16 protein-coding genes and 1 pseudogene are annotated in these 19,392 nt (G+C 68.8%); 9 read left to right on the top strand and 8 right to left on the bottom strand.

Annotated features, from left to right (window positions below):
- Positions 1 to 342: 342 nt before the first annotated feature.
- Entirely contained in the window at positions 343 to 750 is a 408-nt protein-coding gene (locus VG556_RS21920; RefSeq protein WP_012479004.1) for a YciI family protein, read from the top strand.
- On the opposite strand, the gene VG556_RS21915 is transcribed toward VG556_RS21920, so the two are convergent.
- Positions 728 to 2,809 carry an NHL repeat-containing protein gene (locus tag VG556_RS21915; protein ID WP_049406900.1) on the bottom strand — a complete coding sequence of 694 codons (2,082 nt, stop codon included), beginning with the start codon at positions 2,807 to 2,809 and terminating at the stop codon, positions 728 to 730. The genes VG556_RS21920 and VG556_RS21915 overlap by 23 nt on opposite strands.
- A 165-nt stretch (positions 2,810 to 2,974) precedes the next feature.
- On the opposite strand from VG556_RS21915, the gene VG556_RS21910 reads away from it, so the two are divergent.
- The gene (locus tag VG556_RS21910) at positions 2,975 to 4,495 is read left to right on the top strand and encodes a hypothetical protein (RefSeq protein ID WP_049406903.1); all 1,521 of its coding nucleotides are present in this window, start codon (positions 2,975 to 2,977) and stop codon (positions 4,493 to 4,495) included.
- Between the two features lie 97 nt (positions 4,496 to 4,592).
- Here VG556_RS21910 and VG556_RS21905 read toward each other — a convergent pair whose 3' ends face one another.
- Together VG556_RS21905 and cycA are read right to left on the bottom strand one after the other, a co-directional pair.
- Positions 4,593 to 5,369, bottom strand: coding sequence for a lytic transglycosylase domain-containing protein (locus VG556_RS21905; protein ID WP_049406906.1), 777 nt, complete (start codon positions 5,367 to 5,369; stop codon positions 4,593 to 4,595).
- Between the two features lie 162 nt (positions 5,370 to 5,531).
- Positions 5,532 to 6,905: a D-serine/D-alanine/glycine transporter gene (cycA, locus tag VG556_RS21900; RefSeq protein ID WP_423180044.1), complete on the bottom strand. Its 1,374-nt coding sequence runs from the start codon at positions 6,903 to 6,905 to the stop codon at positions 5,532 to 5,534.
- Between the two features lie 230 nt (positions 6,906 to 7,135).
- Between cycA and VG556_RS21895 the strand changes: the two genes are divergently transcribed.
- Positions 7,136 to 8,752, top strand: a complete 1,617-nt coding sequence (locus VG556_RS21895) for an EAL domain-containing protein (protein ID WP_049406911.1) — start codon at positions 7,136 to 7,138, stop codon at positions 8,750 to 8,752.
- A 218-nt stretch (positions 8,753 to 8,970) separates the two neighbouring features.
- On the opposite strand, the gene VG556_RS21890 is transcribed toward VG556_RS21895, so the two are convergent.
- Positions 8,971 to 10,155: an MFS transporter gene (locus VG556_RS21890; protein WP_049406914.1), complete on the bottom strand. Its 1,185-nt coding sequence runs from the start codon at positions 10,153 to 10,155 to the stop codon at positions 8,971 to 8,973.
- A complete protein-coding gene (locus tag VG556_RS21885; protein WP_049406916.1) occupies positions 10,152 to 11,330 on the bottom strand; it encodes a serine hydrolase domain-containing protein in 1,179 nt (392 codons plus the stop codon). The genes VG556_RS21890 and VG556_RS21885 overlap by 4 nt, the downstream gene beginning before the upstream one ends.
- Before the next feature lie 230 nt (positions 11,331 to 11,560).
- On the opposite strand from VG556_RS21885, the gene VG556_RS21880 reads away from it, so the two are divergent.
- Positions 11,561 to 12,460, top strand: coding sequence for a LysR family transcriptional regulator (locus VG556_RS21880; protein ID WP_111144198.1), 900 nt, complete (start codon positions 11,561 to 11,563; stop codon positions 12,458 to 12,460).
- A gap of 212 nt (positions 12,461 to 12,672) precedes the next feature.
- Positions 12,673 to 14,280 (top strand): ATP-binding cassette domain-containing protein, encoded by a 1,608-nt coding sequence (locus tag VG556_RS21875; RefSeq protein ID WP_049406921.1) that lies wholly within the window; start codon positions 12,673 to 12,675, stop codon positions 14,278 to 14,280.
- A gap of 186 nt (positions 14,281 to 14,466) precedes the next feature.
- Here the strand turns inward: VG556_RS21875 and VG556_RS21870 are convergent, their stop codons facing one another.
- Positions 14,467 to 15,792 (bottom strand): GTP-binding protein, encoded by a 1,326-nt coding sequence (locus VG556_RS21870; RefSeq protein ID WP_100449298.1) that lies wholly within the window; start codon positions 15,790 to 15,792, stop codon positions 14,467 to 14,469.
- A 68-nt stretch (positions 15,793 to 15,860) separates the two neighbouring features.
- Between VG556_RS21870 and VG556_RS21865 the strand changes: the two are divergent.
- Positions 15,861 to 16,220: pseudogene (locus VG556_RS21865) on the top strand (MerC domain-containing protein); the annotation flags it as partial.
- 7 nt (positions 16,221 to 16,227) lie between these two features.
- Here VG556_RS21865 and VG556_RS21860 read toward each other — a convergent pair.
- Positions 16,228 to 16,512, bottom strand: a complete 285-nt coding sequence (locus tag VG556_RS21860; protein ID WP_021204443.1) for a metal-sensing transcriptional repressor — start codon at positions 16,510 to 16,512, stop codon at positions 16,228 to 16,230.
- A 48-nt stretch (positions 16,513 to 16,560) separates the two neighbouring features.
- Between VG556_RS21860 and dmeF the strand changes: the two genes are divergently transcribed.
- A complete protein-coding gene (gene dmeF / locus VG556_RS21855) occupies positions 16,561 to 17,523 on the top strand; it encodes a CDF family Co(II)/Ni(II) efflux transporter DmeF (RefSeq protein WP_046428557.1) in 963 nt (320 codons plus the stop codon).
- Positions 17,524 to 17,611: 88 nt separating this feature from the next.
- Here dmeF and VG556_RS21850 read toward each other — a convergent pair whose 3' ends face one another.
- Positions 17,612 to 17,896: a hypothetical protein gene (locus VG556_RS21850; RefSeq protein WP_032961769.1), complete on the bottom strand. Its 285-nt coding sequence runs from the start codon at positions 17,894 to 17,896 to the stop codon at positions 17,612 to 17,614.
- A gap of 90 nt (positions 17,897 to 17,986) precedes the next feature.
- On the opposite strand from VG556_RS21850, the gene VG556_RS21845 reads away from it, so the two are divergent.
- Both VG556_RS21845 and VG556_RS21840 read left to right on the top strand, forming a co-directional pair.
- A complete protein-coding gene (locus VG556_RS21845) occupies positions 17,987 to 18,403 on the top strand; it encodes a hypothetical protein (RefSeq protein WP_014645757.1) in 417 nt (138 codons plus the stop codon).
- Positions 18,404 to 18,468: 65 nt separating this feature from the next.
- The gene (locus tag VG556_RS21840) at positions 18,469 to 19,389 is read left to right on the top strand and encodes a class I SAM-dependent methyltransferase (protein WP_258010663.1); all 921 of its coding nucleotides are present in this window, start codon (positions 18,469 to 18,471) and stop codon (positions 19,387 to 19,389) included.
- Positions 19,390 to 19,392 lie beyond the last annotated feature (3 nt).

Genomic DNA, 19,392 nt, shown 5'->3' with positions numbered 1-19,392 from the left:
GGGGGTTGGCTGGCGGGCTCAGCTTTGCGAGCGAAGCGACCCGCTTTTGCTCTTGTTTGTGATTTTCCGGGGTGGACGCCGCAGGAAACTGTCCAGGGCCGGGTGGGTTGGCGGGGCGGGGGTGTCCGCGGCATGGATGCCGCGGCCAAGCCCCCATGGATGGGTTTACGGCGTCCCCCGACCCGCCTACCCACCCGGCCAAGCCCCAGCATCACGTTGTAGCGCCACCACGGAGGGGCTCCGCCGTTCGCCGTCCCCGCCGAAGGCGCGCTTCTGCGCTGCAACATGCCCATGCGCCATCCTGCGCCATCATGGGCACCCCGCCCCCGCCAGGACCGTGCCATGCAGCAGTACCTGCTTCTGATCTACATCGAGCCTGCCCTGCTGCAGGCCCTGCCCATCGAAGAATTCAACGCGCTGATGCGCGACTGCCTGGCCCACGCCGACAAGCTGCAGGCCGAAGGCACGCTGCTGGCCGCGCAGAAACTGCAGCCGGTCGACACTGCACAGACCCTGCGCGTGCGTGATGGCAACAGCCGTGTTCTCGATGGCCCGTTCGCCGAAACCCGCGAACTGCTGGCCGGCTTCAACCTGATCGTCGCCCGCGACCGCGACGAAGCCATGCGCATCGCCCGCGACTTCCCGTGGGCGCGCTTCGGCAGCATCGAAGTGCGGCCGCTGGAAGACATGGACGCCGAGCGCGAACGCTGCGGCGCCCCGGCTGCGGCTATGGCAGCAGCCGTACCCTGATCTCGCGCGGGCCGACGCCTTCGTTGCCGCTGTAGTCGCGCACGCTGGCGCGCACGATGTACTCGCCCGGCGGCAGCGCCGCCGGCTGCCAGCGCCCGGTTTCCATCAGGCCGTCGCGCACGGTGTTGGTGGCCAGGTAGCGGAACCGGGTCACCGCGCTGCCGTGCACGGTGATACCACTGTCGGGGGCGTAGGCCACCCGCACCGCTTCCTTCTGCGGCGGCATGCGGTTGAACACGATGTTCCAGCGTGGCTGTTCATAGCCCTGCAGCGCTCGGCCATCGGCGTCGAGGATCTGGTAGCCCACCTGGTACATGCCCAGGCGGCGGCGCGGCAGGTTGTTGTCGACCTGGTCCCAGGCCTCGACCACGATCTGCACGCCGCGGCCCTGGCGCGCCACCATCACCACGCCATCGCCGCCCGCCGCCATCGGCTGGTCGTTGTCATCCAGCAGGGCCACATCGGTGATGCGCGGCGCGAAGTGGTCGGCGTAGCCCTGGAAGCCCAGCGCCACCGCGTTGGTCTCGAAGCCGCCGGTACCCACCGCCAGGTGCACGTGCGCCTGGTTGTTGATGCTGCCCAGGCGGTCACCGACGTGGATGCGCATGCCGCGGCGCACGCGCATCCGCTCCAGCCTGCCCTGCTCGTCGTACAGCGCCTGCCAGCGCGCATCGTAGGGTTCGTCGCGCGGGGTGCGGCCGACCCGCATGTGGATGTACTTGAGGCGATCCACGACCAGGCCCTCGGCCTGCTCACCCAGGTTCCAGGCGGCCACCGGGCTGCTGATCTTGCCTTCGGCGATCGCCAGCACGGTCTGGCCCACATCACCGCGCACGTCGAAGCCGCCATGCAGGTGGTGGCGGCTCTCACCGGTGAAGTTGCCGCGCACCTCGCCCAGGGTGCCGACCACTTCGTGCCAGCCGTCCTGCGGTGCCAGCGGCCAACGGCCCCCGGTCTTCGGCAGCGCGGCATCGGCAGCCGGGCCGACCAGTGCCGGTGCCGGCAGGTCGCCCACCGGCAGCGGGCGCAGGCGATGCAGGCGGTAGCTGGCGGCGTCGGCCACCAGCACGCTGCCATCGGCATCCAGCGCCAATCCGCTGGGGCGGGCCAGGCGCGGCAGGCGGCCATTGCCGACCAGCGCGATCTGATGGCCCTGCGGCGTCACCTGCACGATGCGGCCATCGAGATCACCCACGTACAGCACGCCGTCATGGGTGGTGGCCAACGACAGCGGCCCATTGATCACGCCACCGGCGGCGACCACGGTGCTGACCGTACCATCGGCACCCACCCGGCGCACGGCGTTGTTGAACAGGTCGGCCACCAGCAACGCGCCCTGCGCGTCGAAGGCCAGCGCCACCGGCGTATCGAAGCGCGCAGCGGCGCCCACGCCATCGGCAAGGCCCGGCCGATCACCACCGGCCAGGGTGCGCACGCTGCCATCCGTACCGATCACCCGGATGCGATCGTTGAACGTATCGGCCACGTAAACCTGGCCCTGCGCATCCACGGCGATGCCCATCGGCGCATCGAAGCGGGCCTGCGCGGCAGGGCCGTCGGCGTGGCCCTGTTCGCCACCGGCCAGCGTGGTCACCTGGCCATCGGTGCTGATGCGGCGGATCGCATGGTTGCCGGTGTCGGCCACATACAGGTTGCCCTGCGCGTCGGCGGCAATGCCCGAAGGCGTGTTGAAACTGGCCTGCAGTGCAGGGCCATCGACACGTCCCTCGCCCTGCCCGGCCACCGTTTCAACGCGGCCATCGGGAAGGCGGCGACGGATCCGGTTGTTGTCGCCGGCATCGGTGAAATAGACGCTGCCATCGGCACTGCGCAGCAACGCGTACGGATCGGCGAAGCGTGCCTGCGCGGACGCGCCATCACGGTCACCCGGGTGGCCATCGCCGGCCAGCGGTTCGATCTGCGCGGTCCACGCCAACGGCGTCGGAGCCGGACCCGCCGGTTCAGCCAGCGTATGCAGCGGTGTCTCCCACCAGGTCGCAGCCAATGCCACTACCGTCGCCAACGCTACGCCTGCCGCCATCCATTGCCACCGTGCCATCGTGCTGTGCTGCCTGCCTGCTGTCTGAAGAGGCACCGACAATAGACGCTGCGCGTGCGATCCGCCACGGCCGATTGTGCGGCTGAACGCCAGAATTCGCTTCGTCGTGCTTGTCCTCGCTGGCTGCAGCAGGTTCAATGCGGTTCCCACGGATGGAGATTCTCCATGCCCCGCGTTCTCCCGCTCACCGCCCTGCTGCTGGCCGCATTGGCCAGCACATCCGCCACTGCTTCGATCACGGTGGCGCCGCAGAAGCCGTCAATCACCGCCGATGCGATGCATCAGGCCTATGCCACGCGCTGGGATGAAGCCATCCAGCAGGCGCGTGGCGGCAACACGCTGGGCGCGCTGATCAGCATGGAACGGCTGATGGAGGATCCCCTGCTGGACGACTTCGATGCCGAGCATCGTGGCCGCGCCTCGCAGGTCGCTGGCTGGACCGCACTGATGCAGAAGAAGCCGGCCCTGGCCCGCCGCTACCTGCAGCGGGCGCAGGAGGCCCTGCCGGAGGATGCACAGATCCTGCTTACCCAGGTGTCGGTGGAACTGTCGGACAACCAGCCGGCCGCAGCCACCACCTTCCTGGTGAAGGCACTGCAGCATGCCGACGCGCCGCTGCCGGTCGATCACCATGCCATCAACTACCTGCAGTACCGCCTGCGTGACCAGCCGATGAAGCGCATGGACCTGCTGCAGGCGCTGTTTGACAACGGCTGGAAAAGTGCCGGCCTGGAACCCACCGGGCTGTGGCTGACACTGGCCACGCTGCAGGCCGACAATGGCCGTGGCGACGGCATTCCAGCCACGCTGGCCCGCATCGACAGCCCGGCCGAGATCATCCGCCTGCGCAGCGACAAGCGCTTCGACCGTTATGTCGATCGCGGCGATGCGCGTTTCGATCCGGTGCAGGCGGCGCAGCGCCACCTCGATGAACTGCGCGTCTCCGGCCTGCTCGACCGTGCACTGGACGCGCGCATGGCCGAGTTCAGCACCACCCTGCTCATGCTGGACCGCAACGAGGAAGTGCTGTCGTTGACCGAGGGCATGGCCGGTGCCGCGAGCAACGGCGAATCACCTGCCGCCGCCGAAGCGGAATGGGTGGCCTGGCTGCTCAACAGCCGGCTCACCGCACTGCGCCGGCTGGGCCGCACCGATGAGGCACTGGCCACGGCGCAACAGGCCCAACGCATCGGCGCGCTCGGCCCGGATGGTGTCGAGCATCAGATGAATGTGGGCTTCGTCTTCAGTTCGCTGGGGCGCATGCAGGACGCTGCGCAGGCAGTGAATGACATGCCGGGCCTCGCCGGCTACGGCAAGGCCGCGCAGGCGCTGCTGCAGTTCGCCGCCGCCCGCGAGCGCGGTGACGCCAAGGCGCGCGACGCAGCACGCGCGGTGATCCTGGCCCAGCGCGAGGATGCCCGCCTGTTCCATCGCGAAATGCTGCTGGAGGAAGGCAACCTGGACGGTGCCGCCGCCGTGCTGATCGAACAGCTGCGCTCGCCCATCGAACGCGGGGAAACCCTGGCCAGCCTGCAGGACATGCGAACCTATCCGTCATTGCCGGGCGATGTGCGCATCGATGCCGCGTGGCGTGCACTCAAGCAGCGTGCCGACGTGCAGGCCGAGGTGGCACGCGTCGGCCGCATCGAGCGCTACGACCTGGTCAGCACCTCCACCTCGCGCTGAGCGGCTTTTGTGTAGAGCCGAGCCGATGCTCGGCTGCAATTGGCGCAGCCGAGCATCGGCTCGGCTCTACAACGCCACGTGCAGGCAGCACCGTCCGCTAGCGCGCCGGCACTTCGGTGCGGATGCCCATCGCTTCGCGGTAGCGTGCGTACAGCGCCATTACCTTGTCCACGTAGGCCAGGGTTTCGGCGTAGGGCGGCACGCCCTTGTAGCGGGTGACCGCACCGATGCCCGCGTTGTAGGCGGCCGCCGCCAACGGGCGGTCGCCGTTGTAGCGGCGCAGCAGCGCGCGCATGTAGCGCGCGCCACCCTCGATCGACTGCTGCGGCGAGAACGGATCGCTCACCCCGTATTCCTGCGCGGTTTCGGGCATCAGCTGCATCACGCCCTGTGCGCCCTTGCTGGATACCGCCAGCGCGTCGAAATTGCTTTCGGCGTGGGCGATGGCACGCAGCCAGGCATCATCGACGCCGGTGGCCCTGGACGCGGCCTTGAACTGCCTGGCGTGCTGCGCCAGCTGCGGCGTGCCGACCTTGCCCAGGCCTTCGTGCGCCGGCTCGCCTGGCGGCGTGGCCACGGTGAACTTCAGGAACACCCGCGAGCCGGGCAGGTTGCGCGTGGAGTAGACCAGCGCCCCGTCCTGTTCGCGCTCGTACAGCACGCCGCTGAACACGCCCATGTTGCCCCACAGGTTCGGGGTCTGGACGGCGTTGTCGTCGATCTCCTTCGGCGTGCACCGCGATCCCGGCTCCGGCGCGGTGGCCAGGCTGACGGTGTTGCCCTGCACGCAGCGGTAGACGGTGCGCGCGGCGGCCAGCCCGGGCCACAGGCTGGGCAGCAGCAACAGCGCGAGCAGGACGGGGCGAGGGGACATGGCGGCCGGATGATCCGGCCGTGCCCGCTAATGTTGGGTGAATGGGGGCCGGCAGGGCGGCGTCCTGCACCCGTGGTAGTGCCGGCCGCTGGCCGGCAACCTCCCGCGACCTGCCGGGGTCACATCCCGTTGCTGAGCAACGGGATCTGACCCCACTTCGGATCACTTCGCGGTCCTCCGACGCACCCAATAGCCCACGCCCAGCAGCACGAACCACGCCGGGCTGGCGATCAGCGCCTGGCGGGTGTCGCCCTGCAGGCTCAGCAGCACCAGCACGGCGGCGAAGAACACCAGGCAGGCCCAGCACATCGCGACGCCGCCGGGCATCTTGAAGATCGATGCAGCATGGCGCTCCGGATAGCGACGACGATAGGCCATGTAGGCCACCAGGATCAGCGACCAGACGAAGATGAACAGCACCGTCGCCAGCGTCGTCACCAGGGTGAAGGCGGTCACCAGGTTGGGAATCAGGTAGATCAGCAGCGTGCCGCCCAGCAGGCACAGGCACGAGAACAGCAGGCCACGGGCCGGCACTGCGGCGCGCGACAGTTTCGACAGCCCGCGCGGGGCGTGGCCCTCTTCGGCCAGGCCGTACAGCATGCGGCTGGTGGAGAAGATGCCGCTGTTGGCCGAGGACGTGGCCGAAGTCAGCACCACGAAGTTGATCAGGCTGGCGGCGGCGGGAATGCCGGCCAGCACGAACAGCTGCACGAACGGGCTCTTGTCCGGCACCACCTGGCGCCACGGGGTGACCGCCATGATCGCGATCAGCGCCAGCACGTAGAAGATGATGATGCGCACCGGGATCGAGTTGATCGCCTTGGGCAGGTTGCGCTCGGGGTCGGCGGTTTCGGCGGCGGTGGTGCCGACCAGCTCGATGCCGACGAAGGCGAACACCGCAATCTGGAAGCCGGCGAAGAAGCCGACCAGCCCCATCGGGAACATGCCGCCGTCATTCCACAGGTTCGACAGCGACGCGGTGTGGCCGCTGGGTGAGGTGAAGCCCCACGCCACCAGCCCGGCGCCAGTGATGATCAGCGCGCAGATCGCCACGATCTTGATCAGATCGAACCAGAATTCCATTTCGCCGAACAGCTTCACCGTCACCAGGTTCAATGCCAGCAGCAGCATCACGCAGGCCAGCGCCGGTTTCCAAGCTTCAAGCCCGGGGAACCAGAACTGCGCGTAGGCGGCAATGGCGATCACATCGGCGATGGCGGTGACGATCCAGCAGAACCAGTAGGTCCATCCACAGAAGAACCCGGCCCACGGGCCGAGCAGGTCGGTGGAGAAATCGATGAAGGATTTGTACTGCAGGTTGGACAGTAGCAGTTCGCCCATCGCGCGCATCACGAAGAACAGCATCGCGCCGATGATCAGGTAGACGAAGACGATGGAGGGGCCGGCCAGGCTGATGGTCTTGCCCGATCCCATGAACAGGCCGGTGCCGATGGCACCGCCGATGGCGATCAGTTGCAGGTGGCGGTTGGACAGGCTGCGGCGCAGGTGCTCGGGGGGCGTTGCGGGCTCGGTCATGGGCGCGGGCAAAAGGGGCGGGCGAAGCATTCGACGGTAGTCCTCCGCGGCGCCGAGCGCCAGCGCCAAACGGACCTATTGCGTCAAAGCGGGCCGCTTTCACCACAATGTGACCGAATACCGTATTGATCCCATTCCGCCCGGCCCGGCGCCATGCTCAGATAGCCGCACCTGCCCAAGGACCGGCCCACCATGCGCCCTGCCCCGCCCGCCCCGCTGGAGCCCCGGCCATGAGCCGGCTGCGCGTCATCATCGGCGGCACCGCCCTGGCCCTGCTGGCCGCTGCGCTGCCGATCGCGGTCATGGCCTACGCCACCTGGGACCGCGCGATCAGCGTCGAACAGCAGCGCCTGCGCGACATCGCCGATCGCACCCTGCGCCGCTCCGACCTGTCCTACCAGGAAGCGCTGGCGGCACTGAAATCGGCCGAGGCCGGCGCCTACGTACCCTGCAGTCCCGAACACATCCGGCGCATGCAGACCCTGGTGATGACCACCCCATCGATCGACCAGATGGGCTACTTCGAAGGTGGCAAGCTGCGCTGCACCTCGTGGGGTCCGTTCCTGTCCGATGTGGATCAACCCACGCCGGACCACGTCACCAGCGACGGCGCAGGCATTGCAGTGGATGTGCGCCCGGAAATCAGCGGCCGCCGCCAGGTGCTGGCGGTCCTGTATGGGTCCTACGACGCACTGGTGGACCCGCGCCGCTTCGTCGATGTCATTGCCGACCCGAACGTGCGGCTGGCGCTGGCCAGCCCCGATGGACGCCTGCTGGCCAAACAGCCCGGCCTGGATCCGGACCTGCTGGAGGCACTGCTGCGCGACCCCGGCGAAGGCCTGGATCACGCCACGCTGTTCGCCACCGCGCGCAACGAGGAATGGCTGGCCATCGCCACCACGCCGCGCACCGCGCTGGCCGCCGCCTTCCGCCAGCAGGCATGGCTGTACGTGCCGGTCGGCCTGCTGCTGGCCGCCGCCGGGGCCGGCCTGGTGATCTGGCTGTCGCGGCGCCGCCTGTCGCTGCGCGGTGAGCTCGCCACCGCCATCCGCCGCCGCGAGCTGTACCTGCATTACCAGCCGATCATCGAACTGGACACCGGCATCTGCGTCGGCGCCGAGGCGCTGGTGCGCTGGCAACGCCCGGATGGCACCCAGGTGCGGCCGGACCTGTTCATTCCGCTGGCCGAAGAGGCCGGCATGATCGCCGACGTCACCGACCTGGTGATCGAGAACGTGGTGCGCGACATGCGCGAGCTGCTGGTGGCCGACCGCAGCGCGCACATCGCGATCAACCTCGCCGCCGAAGACATCAGCAGCGGCCGCGCCCTGAAGATGATTTCCCGGCACATGGCCGGCAGCGGCATCCTGCCGCAGCAGATCTGGATGGAGGCCACCGAACGTGGCTTCCTCGACCTGGACCGCGCGCGCACCATGCTTGCCGCCGCCCGCCGCGCCGGCCACAGCGTGGCGATCGACGATTTCGGCGTCGGCTTCTCCAGCCTGCAGTACCTGCAGCAGCTGCCACTGGATGCGCTGAAGATCGACAAGTCGTTCATCGATGCGATCGGCACCGAAAGCGCCACCAGCCCGGTCACGCCGCACATCATCGACATGGCCAAGGAGCTGGGCCTGTGGGTGGTGGCCGAGGGCGTGGAAACCGAAGCGCAGCTGGCCTACCTGCACAGCCGGCATGTGGAATTCGGCCAGGGCTGGCTGTTCTCGCGGCCGCTGCCGCGTGATGAGTTCGTCGCCTTCCACCACAAGCGGCAGCAGCAGTACGGCGCTGCACGCGAGCACATGCAGAACCCGCGCAGCGTGCCGATCGAGCGTGAAGGGATCGAGTAGGACGGCCAACGGCAGAGCCCCTCGTGGTGGGTCGCGTACAGCTATCCCGGCGTTGGCCGGGACGGTCTCTGACAGGTTCCGGCGGCGGTCCTACCACGGAATCAACAGAAGAAAGCAAACGCGGGTCGCTGCACTCGGTAGATCCACGCCATGCGTGGATGGCGCGGCCCACGGTAGTGCCGGCCGCTGGCCGGCACCGCGCCAGCATTGATCGGCGCTTACGCCCACGCCTTCGGCCGTGCCAGCAACCACGCGACGGTCACCGCCAGCAACAGCAGCGGCAACCATCCCAGCTGGCTCGGGCCGCTGGCCTGCAGCAGCACGCCGCCCGCCACGCCGCCGGCCGCAATGGCCAGGTTCCAGCCGGTCACCAGCATCGACTGCGCCAGGTCCGCAGCGGCCCCGGCGCGTCGTGCCAAGGCGGTCTGGAACAGGGTCGGCACCGCGCCGAACGCCACGCCCCACAGGATCGTCGCCAGCAGCAGCGTGCTGGCCACGCCGGGCCATACCAGCAAGGCCAGCACCGGTACGATGAAGCCGATCACCGCCGCCCACACCAGCGCACGCAGGTGGCGATCCACGCCCCAACCAGCAATGCCGATGCCGGCAATCGCCGCCACGCCGAAGGCGAGCAGCAGCCGGTCCAGCCACGGGCCGGCACCCGCCTCCACCGCCAACGGTTCGATGTAGGTGTAGAGCACGTTGTGCGCCAGAACGTACAGCACCATCACCAGCAGCGCGCTGCGCACGCCCGGCATGCGCCAGACCTTGGCCAGCGACGCACGTTGACCGGCACCGGCCGCTGGCAGCGCCGGCAGTGCCCAGCGCGCGTACGCCAGCAGGCCCACGCCCAGCACGCTCATCAGCGCGAACGCCCAGCGCCAGCCGAGCTGCTGGCCCAGCAACGTACCGGCCGGCACGCCCAGTGACAGCGCCAACGGCGATCCCACCATCGCCACCGCGATCGCGCGCCCCTGCAGCGACGGCACCACCATGCGTGCGGCATAGCCAGCCACCAGTGACCACAGCAGGCCACCGCTCACGCCGGCCAGGAAACGCGCAGCAAGGATCAGCGCATAGCTGCTGCTCAGCGCCGTCAACGTGTTGACCACCACGAAGCCGGCGATGGCCGCCAGCAAGAGCGGACGCCGCGGCAGGCGCTGTGTCAACGCCGTCATCGGCAGTGCTGCCATCACCGAGCCCAGCGCATACACGCTCACCAGCTGGCCCACCGCCGCATCACTCACGCCCAGGCTGTCGCCCATCGGTCGCAGCACGCCGGCCGGCAGGGTCTCGGTCAACAGGGTGATGAAGCCGCCGCCTGCCAGCGCCAGCAGGCCCGCCCACGGCAAGCGCGTGGCCTCACCGGCCGGGCTGGCCGCATCGATGGCGTGGCCGCTCATCGCGCAGCCTCCAGGTCTGCATAGACCGCATCGCGCAGGCCATCGACAAAGGCGCCATCCATGCCTTCGTACAGGGTGTTGGTCAGCGCCACCACGCTCAGCCCACGCGCCGGATCAACGAACCAGCTGTGCCCATAAGCGCCGCCCCAGCGCCAGGTGCCTTCGCGCTGCGGCGTGCCGCTGGCAGCGGCCTCGCGCAGTACTGCAAAGCCCAGCCCGAAGCCCCAGCCGGCCGGTTCCGGCGGCCCAAATTCGCCCACCTGCGGGCTGGCCATCTCTGCCGCCAGCGCGGGCGGCAGCAGGCCGGAGCGCTGCACGTCACGCAGCGCCTCCAGCACCGACATCACGTCATCGGCAGTACCCACCAGGCCGGCGCCGGCCGAAGCGAAACGGCTGGCATCGAGGGCACGCGCAAGGCTGTACTCGATGCCCACCGTTCCCTCGAACGGCGCGACCACCTCCCCTTCCTGCAGGCGATGCGGCTGCGGCGTGCCGCTCACATAGGGCGTGGCCAGCCGTGCGGCAGCGCGCGTGGCGAACGCGGTATCGCGCAGGCCCAGGGGGGCAGCCAGCAAACGCTGGAACAGCACCTGCAGCGTTTCACCGGTCGCCGCTTCGGCCACTGCACCGGCCACGTCCACGCCCAACGAGTACAGCCATTGGCTGCCCGGTTCGAACAGCAGCGGCGCCTGTGCGATACGGCGCACGTTCTCGGCCAGGGACACCGGGTTGGCGTCCATGCCATCGCTGACGCCGGCCCGGGCGTACGGTCCGTGCGCATCGGCTTCCAGGAAACGGTAGCCCAGCCCGCTGCTGTGGCTGAGCAGCTGGCGCAGGCTGATCGGCGGCCTGCGGCCATCGGCCAGCGCCGGCCGGAAGTCCGGCAGCCAGCGCTGCACCGGCGCATCGAGGTCGAGCACGCCCTCGGCCACCAGGCGCAGGATCACCGTGCTCAACAGCGGCTTGCTGACCGATGCCAGCCGGAACAGCTGATCGCGCTGCATCGGCAGGGCCGACTCGCGATCGGCCTGCCCGGTCGCGCTGGCATGGCGCAGCACGCCGTGCTCGCACACCAGCACCACCGCACCGACCAGGCGCGTCGGGTGGACCTGCTGCAGCAGCCGCTGCACCGAAGGCAGCATCGGTGCAGGTTCGAGGGAAAGAGCGGCATTCATCGCGGTGATCCGTGGGGAGAGGCCCGCCACGTTAGGCAGCACGGCGCGGCGCAAAAAGCCGGTTGCCGCTCCGGGCATCATGGACCGTGCAGTCCGCAATCGGCATGATGGCCGGAACTGCAAGGCCGTAACAGCAGGCGCCCCCACCCTGCACCACAGTGTTGCGGTGGCGGCGCCGCCCGCCGTGATCACGCCGCCCCTACCCTGCCGCTTTCATTGCCCCTACGCCGATGTCAGTCCTGGACAATCTCGCCAACCTGCAGACCTTCGTGCACGCCGCCGACACGCGCAGCTTCGTCGAGACCGGGCGCCTGCAGGGCATCTCCGCATCTGCCGCCGGCAAGTGCGTTGCCCGGCTGGAGCATGCACTGGGCGTGCGCCTGTTCCACCGCAGCACGCGCAGCATCACGCTCACCGCCGAGGGCCAGCTGTTCCTGGCGCGCTGCCGGCGCATCCTCGACGAGCGCGATGCCGCACGCACCGAGCTGGCACAACCGCATGCCACGCCCAGCGGCACGCTGCGCATCAGCCTGCCGCTGGTCGGCGATCTCACCCTGCCGTTGATGGCCGAGTTCATGGCGGCGTATCCGGACATCCGCCTCGACCTGGATTTCAGCGACCGCCTGGTCGATGTCATCGAGGAAGGCTTCGATGCGGTGCTGCGCGTCGGTGAACCCAGCGACTCGCGGATGAACGCACGCCGGCTGGGGGTGTTCCCGCGCCGTGTAATCGCCTCGCCGGGCTACCTGCAGCGCCGCGGGGTTCCGCGCATGCCGGCGGAACTGATGCAGCACACGCTGCTGCACTATCGCTTCCCCAGCACCGGCAAGCTGGAGCCGTGGCCGATCCACTGGCCCGATGACGAAGCACCGCAGGAACTTCCGGTGCACATGGTGGCCAACACCATCGAGGCGCGGGTGGCGCTGGCACTGCGTGATGTCGGCCTGGCCTTCGTTCCGGTGCACTCGGTGCGCGATGCGCTGGCCGACGGCCGCCTGGTCACCGTGCTGGAGGATCATGTGCACTCCTGCGGCACCTTCCACCTGCTGTGGCCCTCGGGCCGCCATGTGCTGCCGAAGCTGCGGGTGTTCATCGACTTCGTCGGCGCCCGCCTGGACACCGTGCCGTAGATCCACGCCATGCGTGGATGCTTAAGGTCAGCCGAGCATGGCTCGGCTCTACAGCTGCACGCAACCATTCAGCCAGCGCAGCTATACTGGCCCCTCATTCCTCCAAGAGGCATCGCGACCGATGCGCCATTGATGCCGCCGTCTTCCCATCAGACGGCCTGACTCTTCCCGCCCCTGCGCGCAGGGGAGAACCCGGCATCCATGGAGGTCGCATGACCCCGCATTCCCTCACGCTCGATCGCGTGTCGTATCGACTGGCCGACGGCCGCCCGCTGTTTTCCGATCTGACGTTTTCCTTCGATCCGGTCGCCACAGGCCTGGTCGGTGCGAATGGCGCTGGCAAGAGCGTGCTCGCACGCCTGCTCGCCGGCCGGGTGCAGCCAGAGAACGGGCAGGTACGCGGCAGCGGCCGCGTGTTCCTGTTGCCGACGCCCGGCTATCCACCCGCTGGCACGGTCGGTGAACTGGCCGGCGTTGGCGCTGAACTGGCCGCACTGCAACGCATCGAAGCCGGCAGCGTGGACGAGGCCGACTTCGCCTGCGTCGGCGACCGTTGGGACCTGCGCGAGCGCCTGCAGCAGCAATGGCAGGCGCTACGGCTGCCCGACGACCTCGATCCCGCCCAACCCGCCGCGCGCCTCAGCGGTGGCCAGGCCATGCAGGTGGCGCTGTCCGGCGCCTGGGCCAGCGGCGCTGATTGGCTGATCCTGGACGAACCCAGCAACCACCTCGATGCCCGCCATCGCCAGCAGTTGTACGAACGGTTGCAGCAGTGGCGCGGCGGCCTGCTGGTGATCAGCCATGATCGCGAACTGCTGGCGCACATGCAGCAGATCGTCGAGCTCGACGCGCGCGGGCTGCATCGCTATGGCGGGCCGTGGCAGCACTACGCCGACGCGCGTGCCGCCGAACGCGAAGCGGCCGCGGCACAGCTCGACCACGCCCGCACCCAGCACCGGCAGCAGCAGCGCAGTGCGCGCGAACAGCACGAACGGCAACAGCAACGCCAGGCACGTGGCAATCGCGATGCAAAGCAGGCCAACCAGGCACCGATCCTGCTCGGCCGGCAGAAACAACGTGCAGAGGCCAGCCACGGCCGCGCACAGCAGGTACAGGCCGAGCGCCTGCAGGCCAGCGCAGACCAGCTGCGCGCTGCAGCCTCGGCGGTTCACGCCACACCGGAGCTGGCACTGTTTGCCGGCGAGGGGGAACGCGGCAGCGCACGCCTGCTGCAGGCGGAGTCGCTGGTGCTGCCGCATGGCTGCCGCGCGCCGTTGCAGCTGGACATCCGCCGCGGCCAGCGCCTCGCCGTGGTTGGTGACAACGGCAGTGGCAAGTCCACGCTGTTGCGCGTGTTGGCCGGCCAGTTGCCTGCACGCAGTGGCAACGTACAACGGCATGCACCACTGGCGCTGCTCGACCAGCAGCTGCTGGGGCTCTCCGGCGAACGCAGCATTCTCGACACCGTGCAGGCTGCCAACCCGGCGGCCAATACCGGTGAACTGCGCACACGGCTGGCCCTGCTCGGGCTGGACGCGCAGCGCATCCAGCGTGCAGCCCATCACCTCAGCGATGGCGAACGGGTGAAAGGCGCGCTGGCCAGCGTGCTGTATGCCGACCCCGCACCGCAGCTGTTGCTGCTGGACGAGCCCGGCAATGCGCTGGATCTGGGTGCCCTGCAGGCGCTGGAAGAACTTCTGGTGGCCTGGCCGGGCGCGTTGGTGATGGTCAGCCACGACCGGCATCTGCTGCAGGCGTTGCGGCCGACGCAGGTGCTGCAGGTGAGCACCGAGGGTTGGCAGTGGCGTGACGCCTTGTAGATCCACGCCATGCGTGGATCTACTGCAGCAGCCGAGCATGGGCTCGGCTCTACAGGATTGGCCGCGACGGATCACATTGTAGAGTCGAGCCATGCTCGACTCCGCCATGCATCCATCCACGCATGGCATATCGACCGGGGGTAGTGCCGGCCGCTGGCCGGCAACCCACGGATCCTCAGTGCACCGTCACCGCTTCCACACCGGGAACGCCTGCGGCAACTGATGCCACAGCAGCGGGCCCGCACGCAGCTCCTGGTCGTTGAGCAGGCAGCCATCCAGCTCTGCGCGCACTGCGCGCTCATCCATGTGCACGCCGATCACCACCAGCTCCTGGCGGCGATCCCCCCACAACGGGTGCCACAGGCGTTGCATCGCCGAGTGCGCGGCCGCATCCGGGAAGTCTTCCAGCCCCGGCAACGGTGCGCTCCAGCAATCGGCCTGCTGCCGCGCCCAGCCCAGGTCGCTGTACGGCAGCGGCGTGGGCGGCAGCAACGGCGGCGTGTCCTCCAGCCCGGCACGCACGCGATCGCGAGCGGCGTACCAGAACCCCGCCGCCTGCGTCCGCGTCGCGGCACCTACGGTGTTCAGCTCGCCCACCCAATCCATGCGGTTGGCCAGCCAGAACCAGCCCTTGCTGCGGATCACGCCCGGCATGCCCGACTGCAACGCGCGGGCGAAACGCGCGGGATGGAACGGTCGCCGCGAGCGGTAGACGAAACTGGCGATGCCGTACTCCTCGGTTTCCGGCGTGTGCTCGCCACGCAGCTCCTTTACCCAGCCCGGCGCACGTTGCGCACGCTCGAAGTCGAAGCGACCGGTGTCCAGCAGCTCGGCCAGCGGCACGTCACCGAAGCTGGACAGCAGCAGTTTCGCGTCGCGGTTCAGGCCACGCAGCACGGCCAGCGTGTCCTGCAGCACTTCGTCATCGGTCTGATCGACCTTGCTGACCACGATCACGTCGGCGAACTCGACCTGTTCGCACAGCAGGTCGACCACGCCGCGATCGTCATCCGGCCCAGCCTGCTGGCCACGCTCGGCCAGGCGCAGCGTCGAGCCGAAGTCGGCGAGGAACGCGCTGCCATCCACCACCGTCACCATCGTGTCCAGGCGCGCGATGTCACTCAGGCTGAAGCCCTGCTCGTCGCGTACCGCGAAGGTGGCCGCCACCGGCATCGGCTCACCGATGCCCGTCGACTCGATCAGCAGATAGTCATAGCGCCCCGCATCGGCCAGGCGCCGCACTTCCTGCAGCAGGTCATCGCGCAGCGTGCAGCAGATGCAGCCATTGCTGAACTCCACCAGCGTCTCTTCGGTGCGGCGCAGTTCGGCGCCGCCCTCGCGCACCAGCTGCGCATCGATGTTGACCTCGCTCATGTCGTTGACGATGACCGCCACACGCAAGCCCTCGCGGTTGCGCAGGATCTGGTTGAGCAGGGTGGTCTTGCCGGCCCCGAGGAAGCCGGACAGCACGGAGACCGGAAGGCGACGGTCGGCGCGGGAAACAGTGTTCATGTCGGAGCGGGTTGGCTGCGGAAGGGAAATGTTACTGTATAACAATTGCTGCGCAAGGAACCTCCCCCATGAAGTCGCCTTCTGCCGCCCTGCTTGATGCCGGCGCGGTCGCCCTGTCCAGCCTGTGCCTGCTGCACTGCCTGGCGCTGCCCCTGCTTGCCGCCACGCTGCCGCTGTTCGGCACGTGGGCCGAAGCGGAATGGGTGCATCTGCTGTTCGTGGCCATCGCCTTGCCGTTGACCGGCTACGCGCTGTGGCGGGCCGAGCGCCGCCATCCGTTGCCCGTGCTGGCCTGGGCCACCGCCGGCGCCGGGCTCGGCCTGCTGCTGGCCGGCGCGCTGGCGCTGCCCTCGCACGACTGGGAAACACCGATGACGGTCACCGGCAGCCTGCTGCTGGCCGCCACGCACATCTGGAACGCGCGGCACTACCCGGTCATTTGCCGTAGCGGCGCAGCAGCTCGACCAGCACCTCGGCCTCGGCCGCCCGCTGCTGCGGGTCTTCGGCGCCCACCACGTGTTCCTGCAGGTGCTCGTGCAGCAGCTCCATCAGCAGGCTGTGGGCGGCACCGCGCACGGCGGCAACCTGCACCAGCACGTCCGCACAGTCGCCGGCCTCACCCTCCGGCCTGTCCAGCGCCTGCTCCAACGCCGCCACCTGGCCGCCGATGCGGCGCACCCGGGTCAGCAACTGCTTTCGATGCTTGTGTACATGAGCCATGCAGGAATCATATACCCTATGGGGGTATCCACTCCACCGCTGGCCCCCATGCACCTGGACGCCCTTGCCGCCGCCCGTCGCCACGAACACCGCTTCGACGACGGCAACCCGCTGGCCGAACGCAATACCCGCCGCGCCCTGTGGCTCACCGTCAGCATGATGGTCGTGGAGATCGTCGGCGGCTGGTGGTTCAACTCCATGGCCGTGCTCGCCGACGGCTGGCACATGAGTTCGCATGCGCTGGCGCTCGGGCTCTCGGTGTTTGCGTACCGCTGCGCACGCCGCTACGCGCACGACCCGCGCTTCGCCTTCGGCACCTGGAAGATCGAGATCCTGGCCGGCTATACCAGCGCCATCGCCCTGCTCGGCGTGGCCGCGCTGATGGCCGTGCAGTCGCTGGAGCGGCTGTGGGTACCAGCACCGATCCACTACAACGAAGCCATCGCCATCGCGGCGGTCGGGCTGGGCGTGAACCTGCTGTGTGCCTGGTGGCTGCACGACAGCCCGGGCCACGCGCATCATCACCACGGCCATGACCACGGGCATGGCCACGAACACCACGACCACGGGCATGCGCACGGTCACGACCTCAACCTGCGCTCGGCCTACGTGCACGTGCTGGCCGACGCCGCCACCTCGGTGCTGGCCATCGTCGCCCTGCTCGGCGGCAAGCTGCTTGGCCTCACCTGGCTGGACCCGGTGATGGGCCTGGTCGGCGCCGTACTGGTCACGGTGTGGGCGGTCGGCCTGCTGCGCGACAGCGGCCGCATCCTGCTCGACGCGCAGATGGACGCGCCGGTGGTGGCCGAAGTACGCGAGGTGATCGAACAGGGCCCGTGGCCGGCACGCCTGGCCGACCTGCACGTCTGGCAGGTGGGTCGCGGCAAGTACGCGGTCAGCGCCAGCGTGGTCACCAGTGACGCCACGCTGGATGCCGATACCGTGCGCAACGCGCTGGCCATCCACGAAGAACTGGTGCATGTAACGGTGGAGATCCACCGCAGCGAGTGATCCACGCCAGGTAGTGCCGGCCGCTGGCCGGCAACCCCATGAACACTGCACGCCACCTGCAGTTGCCGGCCAGCGGCCGGCACTACCGCTAGAGCTTCAGCATCATCCGCAGCAGGTACATCAGCAGCGGCAGCGCGCTCAGCACCGCACCGCTGATGCCGATCCACGGCCAGCGCTCACCACGCACGCGCGCGGCCACTGCCAGGCCGCCGCCCACCAAGGCCGCGCCCAGCACGCCCACGCCCAGCCCAGCGGCCATGCCATTGCCGCCTGCCGCCACCGCTGCCTGCGCCGCCACGGTGCCCGCGCCCCACCCCACAGCAATCCCCAGCCAACTGGCCACGCCGCACCACGGTGCCTTTCCCTGCGCCATCCGAAAACCCCTGTGTCCTTGCCGAATTTCTGTACGGGCCACGCCCGCGTGCTGCCTACACTAGCCGCACCTGCCCTGTAGGGACATCCCATGCGCACGCTCCGCCTGCTGCTGCCCGGTGCCCTCCTGCTGCTCACCGCCTGCGGCGACGATGCGCGGCTTCCCTTCTCCGCCGACCCATTACAAGGCTGCTTCGCCACCGGCGCGCGCAAGCCCGCCGACTTCCGCATCGACAAGGAAGGCGGCCAGTACTTCGTTTCCTTCAGCCGTGGCGAGCAGTGGCAGCGCGAACCGAACGCCCTGCACAAGGCCACGTCCAGCGAGATCAGCCGCTACTTTCGCGACGACGCCGACCAGATCGACAGTGCCCTGATCCGCATGTCCGGCGGCTTCGGCATCTTCCACTTCAACAAGGGCGCGACACTGAAGGGCAAGGCCAGCGACAGCGACTACATGGCGCTGATGCTGATCGGGGCTGGGCCGGTGTATGCGGTGAAGTGCGATTGAACTGTAGAGCCGAGCCCACGCTCGGCTACGTTTGCAGTAGATCCACGCCATGCGTGGATGCAGGCATGGTGGAGCCTAGGGCAGGCTCGGCTCTACAACAGCTGCGGTACCATGCCCTCCCCCGAACCGCCCCGGTACCCGCCGTGCCCCATTACACCGGTCCCCTGCTGACCCGCGACAGCGCCGATACCCTGCGCCGTGCCCATGAAAAAGGCGCCGCCGACTGGCAGGGCTCGCTCGACCTCGGGCGCAGCCAGGACAGCGTGGCGCTGGACGCGGACGGCTTCCACTTCCGGGGCCAGCCCTATCCCTGGCCGGGCAAGCTGAAGGACCGCACGCTGTACTACTGGGATGGCGAGGACTTCGCGCCGATCTCGCGCTACAGCGGCTCGCTGATCAAGCTGGTGCCGACCGAATGGGGCGCACCGACCTTCGAGATCGACGGCATCAAGATGCTGCCGACCTCGAAGCTGTCGCCATTCGAGGATGCACGCCGCAAGGTGGAGCTGGTCGCCCCGGCCGGCAAGGTCATCCTCGATACCTGCGGTGGCCTCGGCTACTTCGCCGCCTGTGCGCTGGAAGCCGGTGTCGGCCAGATCCGCTCGTTCGAGAAGAACGCCGATGTGATGTGGCTGCGCACGCTCAACCCGTGGTCGCCGGATCCGGACTCGGCTGCCGCCGGTGGCCGCCTGCAGTTCAGCCACGGTGACGTCTCGCAGCAGATCGAACAGGTGGCCAGCAACAGTGTCGACGCAATCCTGCACGACCCCCCGCGCTTCGGCATCGCCGGCGAGCTGTACTCACAGGTGTTCTACGACCACCTCGCCCGCGTGATCCGCAAGGGCGGCCGCCTGTTCCACTACACCGGTGCGCCGAACAAGCTGACCAGCGGCCGCGACGTGCCGCGCGAAGTGGCCAAGCGCCTGGAAAAGGCTGGTTTCAAGGCCGAACTGGCGCTTGACGGCGTGCTGGCCGTCAAGCGCTGAGCC

The organism is Stenotrophomonas sp. CASM106 (assembly GCF_049384825.1).
GTDB classification, from domain to species: Bacteria; Pseudomonadota; Gammaproteobacteria; order Xanthomonadales; family Xanthomonadaceae; genus Stenotrophomonas; species Stenotrophomonas muris.
The sequence above is the reverse complement of the archived record's forward strand: the minus strand, read 5'-3'. Positions and strand labels throughout refer to the sequence as shown.

Coding starts and splice junctions, on each gene's coding strand:
- VG556_RS21920 (WP_012479004.1), top strand. CDS start 343: ATGCAGCAGTACCTGCTTCTGATCTACATCGAGCCTGCCCTGCTGCAG.
- VG556_RS21915 (WP_049406900.1), bottom strand. CDS start 2,809: ATGGCACGGTGGCAATGGATGGCGGCAGGCGTAGCGTTGGCGACGGTA.
- VG556_RS21910 (WP_049406903.1), top strand. CDS start 2,975: ATGCCCCGCGTTCTCCCGCTCACCGCCCTGCTGCTGGCCGCATTGGCC.
- VG556_RS21905 (WP_049406906.1), bottom strand. CDS start 5,369: ATGTCCCCTCGCCCCGTCCTGCTCGCGCTGTTGCTGCTGCCCAGCCTG.
- cycA (WP_423180044.1), bottom strand. CDS start 6,905: ATGACCGAGCCCGCAACGCCCCCCGAGCACCTGCGCCGCAGCCTGTCC.
- VG556_RS21895 (WP_049406911.1), top strand. CDS start 7,136: ATGAGCCGGCTGCGCGTCATCATCGGCGGCACCGCCCTGGCCCTGCTG.
- VG556_RS21890 (WP_049406914.1), bottom strand. CDS start 10,155: ATGAGCGGCCACGCCATCGATGCGGCCAGCCCGGCCGGTGAGGCCACG.
- VG556_RS21885 (WP_049406916.1), bottom strand. CDS start 11,330: ATGAATGCCGCTCTTTCCCTCGAACCTGCACCGATGCTGCCTTCGGTG.
- VG556_RS21880 (WP_111144198.1), top strand. CDS start 11,561: ATGTCAGTCCTGGACAATCTCGCCAACCTGCAGACCTTCGTGCACGCC.
- VG556_RS21875 (WP_049406921.1), top strand. CDS start 12,673: ATGACCCCGCATTCCCTCACGCTCGATCGCGTGTCGTATCGACTGGCC.
- VG556_RS21870 (WP_100449298.1), bottom strand. CDS start 15,792: ATGAACACTGTTTCCCGCGCCGACCGTCGCCTTCCGGTCTCCGTGCTG.
- VG556_RS21860 (WP_021204443.1), bottom strand. CDS start 16,512: ATGGCTCATGTACACAAGCATCGAAAGCAGTTGCTGACCCGGGTGCGC.
- dmeF (WP_046428557.1), top strand. CDS start 16,561: ATGCACCTGGACGCCCTTGCCGCCGCCCGTCGCCACGAACACCGCTTC.
- VG556_RS21850 (WP_032961769.1), bottom strand. CDS start 17,896: ATGGCGCAGGGAAAGGCACCGTGGTGCGGCGTGGCCAGTTGGCTGGGG.
- VG556_RS21845 (WP_014645757.1), top strand. CDS start 17,987: ATGCGCACGCTCCGCCTGCTGCTGCCCGGTGCCCTCCTGCTGCTCACC.
- VG556_RS21840 (WP_258010663.1), top strand. CDS start 18,469: ATGGTGGAGCCTAGGGCAGGCTCGGCTCTACAACAGCTGCGGTACCAT.